This window comes from Xenophilus sp., assembly GCF_044462705.1.
GTDB lineage: Bacteria > Pseudomonadota > Gammaproteobacteria > Burkholderiales > Burkholderiaceae_C > Xenophilus > Xenophilus azovorans.
This window is the reverse complement of sequence record NZ_JBIQNC010000347.1, coordinates 1-2,572: the sequence shown is the minus strand read 5'-3', so window position 1 is coordinate 2,572 and position 2,572 is coordinate 1. Positions and strand designations below refer to the sequence as shown.

Genomic DNA, 2,572 nt, shown 5'->3' with positions numbered 1-2,572 from the left:
CGCTCGCACCAGCCGCGCAGCACCAGCGTGTCGCCGTCCTGCAGGAAGGTGCGCTGCTCGCCGTTGGGCAGCGTGATGGGCTGCTTGCCGCCCAGCGTCAGCTCCATCAGCGAGCCGGCCGCGTCGGGCGTGGGGCCCGACAGCGTGCCCGAGCCCAGCAGGTCGCCCGGCTGCAGATTGCAGCCGTTGACGGTGTGGTGCGCCAGGAGCTGCGCGGCGGTCCAGTAGGCGGCCTCCTTCACCAGCCCGTGCGTGAGGCGCGCGGGCGCCTCGCCCTGCTCGCGCATCTTCGCGGTCTGGACCAGCACCTCCAGCGTGATGTCGAGCTGGCCGCCTTCGCGGTTGGCCGCGCCGTCGAGGTAGGGCAGCGGCTGCGGGTCGCCCGCGGGCCGGGTGAAGGGCGCGCGGAAGGGCGCCAGCGCTTCCATCGTCACGATCCACGGCGACACGGTGGAAGCGAAGTTCTTCGCCAGGAAGGGGCCCAGCGGCTGGTATTCCCAGGCCTGCAGGTCGCGCGCCGACCAGTCGTTGAACAGGCCCACGCCGAACAGGTGCGCTTCCGCGTCGTCGATGCCGACGGGCTGCCCCAGCGCGTTGCCCTGGCCGACGTAGAAGCCCAGTTCCAGTTCGTAGTCCAGCCGCTTGCTCGGGCCGAAGCTGGGCTCGGCCGCCGGATCGGAGCCAGGCGCCTTGGTCTGGCCCTGCGGGCGCTTGAAGGGCGTGCCGCTGACGACGATGGAGCTGGCGCGGCCGTGGTAGCCGATGGGCACCCACTTGTAGTTGGGCATCAGCGGCTGGTCGGGCCGGAACAGCTTGCCGATGGTGGTGGCGTGGTGGATGCCGGTGTAGAAGTCGGTGTAGTCGCCGACGCGGCAGGGCACGGTGTACTCGCAGCCGGCCTGCGGCACCAGCGCCTGGGCCCACGCGGCCTGCTGCGCGCTGCCTTCGGCCAGGCCGTCGGAGAGCTTCGCGCGCAGCGCCTTGCGTTCGGCCGGCGCGGCGGCCATCAGCGCGTTCATGTCGTCGGTGTCGACGAGGCCCGCGGCGCGCAGGTCCAGCACCTGGTCGCCGATGGCCACGCCGATGCGCCAGGCCTCGCCGCTGCCCTTGCGGCGGAAGCGCCCGAAGGGCAGGTTCTGGATCGGGAAGTCGCTGCCTTCGGCGTTGGCGGACTCGACCCAGCTCGTGCGCTTGGGGTCGTGGGTGGCGTCGATGTCGTACATGGTGAGTCTTTCGTTCAGGGCTTGCTGAACTGGTCCTTGAGGCCGGCCCAGCAGTCGGCGTAGCCGGTGTCCAGCGGCGCGGTGTTCAGCGCGAAGGCGGTGGGGATGAAACGGTAGCGGCTCTCGAACATGAAGGCCAGCGTGTTGTCCAGCTTCTGCGGCTTCAGGTCGACCGTCGACGCCTTCTCGAAGGCTTCCTCGTCGGGACCGTGCGGCACCATCGCGTTGTGCAGGCTGGCGCCGCCGGGCTTGAAGCCGCCGGGCTTGGCGTCGTATTCGCCGTACACCAGGCCCATGAACTCGCTCATCAGGTTGCGGTGGTACCAGGGCGGACGGAAGGTGTCCTCCATCACCAGCCAGCGCGGCGGGAAGATGACGAAGTCGCAATTCGCCGTGCCGGGCGTGTCGCTGGGCGAGGTGAGCACGGTGAAGATCGACGGGTCCGGGTGGTCGAAGCTGATGGAGCCGATCGTCATGAAGTTGACGGTGTCGTACTTCACCGGCGTGAGGTTGCCGTGCCAGGCCACCACGTTGAAGGGCGTGCCCTTGGCCGGCGCGCGCCAGAAGCGGCCGCCGAACTTCTTGATGAGTTCGTAAGGGGCGTTGCTGTCTTCGTAGGCCGCGACGGGCGCCAGGAAGTCGCGCGCATTGGCCAGGCCGTTGGAGCCGATGGGGCCCAGCTCGGGCAGGCGGAACTGCGCACCGTAGTTCTCGCAGACGTAGCCGCGCGAAGGACCGTCGGGCACGGCCACCTTGAAGGCCAGCCCGCGCGGCAGTACGGCGATCTCGCCGGGCTTGACGTCGAGCACGCCCAGCTCGGTGGTGATGACCAGGCGGCCCTGCTGCGGCACCACCAGCAGCTCGCCGTCGGCGTTGACGAAGGCGCGCCGCTCCATGGACTTGGTCGCAAGGTAGACCAGCGAGCCGACGCCGCACTGCGCGTCGGCATCGCCGTTGGCGGCCAGGGTGCGCATGCCGTCGACGAAGTCGGTCTCGGCGCCGGGCTCGAAGGGCACGGGGTGCCAGCGCATCGGCTCGGGCGCGAGCGCCGTCTCGCGGTCGCCGCCGGTGGTCCACAGCGGTTGCGCGTAGGGCTGGTAGCGGCCGGCCACCACCGAGGGCTGGCGGCGGTACATCCAGGTGCGGCGGTTCTCGTGGCGCGGCGCAGTGAAGGCGGTGCCGGAGATCAGCTCCGGGTACAGGTCGAAGGGCGCGCGCTGCGGGCTGTTGCGGCCCTGCGGCAGCGCGCCAGGCACGGCCTCGGTGGCGTGCTCGTTGCCGAAGCCGCTCTGGTAGCGCAGGGTGTCGGCGGTAGAGGTCATGGTGTGGCTCCTCGATGGAAGGCGATG

The 2,572-nt window shown here is 70.5% G+C and carries 2 protein-coding genes; both read right to left on the bottom strand.

The genetic code is table 11. The features are described 5' to 3' along the window. A partial coding sequence (gene fahA, locus ACIY1X_RS25945; RefSeq protein WP_399686432.1) for a fumarylacetoacetase occupies positions 1 to 1,223 on the bottom strand: 1,223 nt, incomplete at its 3' end. Between the two features lie 14 nt (positions 1,224 to 1,237). After that, positions 1,238 to 2,545 carry a homogentisate 1,2-dioxygenase gene (gene hmgA / locus ACIY1X_RS25940; RefSeq protein ID WP_399686430.1) on the bottom strand — a complete coding sequence of 436 codons (1,308 nt, stop codon included), beginning with the start codon at positions 2,543 to 2,545 and terminating at the stop codon, positions 1,238 to 1,240. Between the last annotated feature and the right edge of the window lie 27 nt (positions 2,546 to 2,572).

Bases quoted from the DNA above. Each gene is read 5' to 3' on its own strand.
- hmgA (WP_399686430.1), bottom strand. From the start codon at position 2,545: ATGACCTCTACCGCCGACACCCTGCGCTACCAGAGCGGCTTCGGCAAC.